We start from the raw sequence: 372 nt of genomic DNA on the forward strand, positions 1-372 counted from the left end.
CGACCTCGTCGTGCGGGGCGGTGACGGCCGCCATGCCGCCGTGGCCGGAGAGTTCGCGGGCGATGGCGAGGCTGCGCACGGCGACGGTCCGCGCGGCGTCCTCGAGGGACAGGGCGCCGCTGACGGCGGCGGCGGCGATCTCGCCCTGGGAGTGGCCGAGGACGGCGGCGGGCTTGAGGCCGTGGGCGCGCCACACCTCGGCGAGCGCGACCATCACCGCCCACAGCGCGGGCTGGGCGACGTCGACCCGGTCCAGGGAGGGCGCGCCTTCGGTGCCGCGCAGTACGTCGGTGAGGGACCAGTCGACGTACGGGGCGAGGGCGTCGGCGCAGGCGGCGATCCGCTCGGCGAACACCGGTGAGGTGTCGAGGA

1 protein-coding gene is annotated in these 372 nt (G+C 76.9%); it reads right to left on the reverse strand.

Going from position 1 to position 372, the window contains the following annotated elements; genetic code table 11:
- On the reverse strand, positions 1-372 hold a 372-nt coding region (locus B7767_RS40735), incomplete at both ends, for an acyltransferase domain-containing protein (protein ID WP_143652945.1).

The sequence above is a fragment of the Streptomyces sp. 13-12-16 genome (assembly GCF_002114215.1).
In the GTDB taxonomy this organism is placed as follows: Bacteria; Actinomycetota; Actinomycetes; order Streptomycetales; family Streptomycetaceae; genus Streptomyces.